The 237-nt window shown below is 38.8% G+C and carries 1 protein-coding gene; it reads right to left on the reverse strand.

All coding sequences use genetic code 11. The annotated features are described in order from the left end of the window. On the reverse strand, positions 1-237 hold a 237-nt coding region (locus tag P8629_RS12705), incomplete at both ends, for a phage replisome organizer N-terminal domain-containing protein (protein WP_278166444.1).

Genomic DNA, 237 nt, shown 5'->3' on the forward strand with positions numbered 1-237 from the left:
GCTCTTTCAATGTCACCTACACTACAACGTGTAATCTGGGCCAACATCGTTGAGTTAAACGGGATCCGATCGTTAAACATCAACAGTCCATCGTACTTTAAGCTCCTGAGGTAGAGTTTTAGCAAAATGTTTGAGTAGATATAGCCATCTGGCATGCTTTCCAAGACAATCATTTCATCGCTATCAAAAAAGTTGTCCTTTAGCTTTAGGTAGTAATATTTTTTGTTATCTGCCAAC

The sequence above is a fragment of the Hydrogenovibrio sp. 3SP14C1 genome, from assembly GCF_029625905.1.
In the GTDB taxonomy this organism is placed as follows: Bacteria; Pseudomonadota; Gammaproteobacteria; order Thiomicrospirales; family Thiomicrospiraceae; genus Hydrogenovibrio.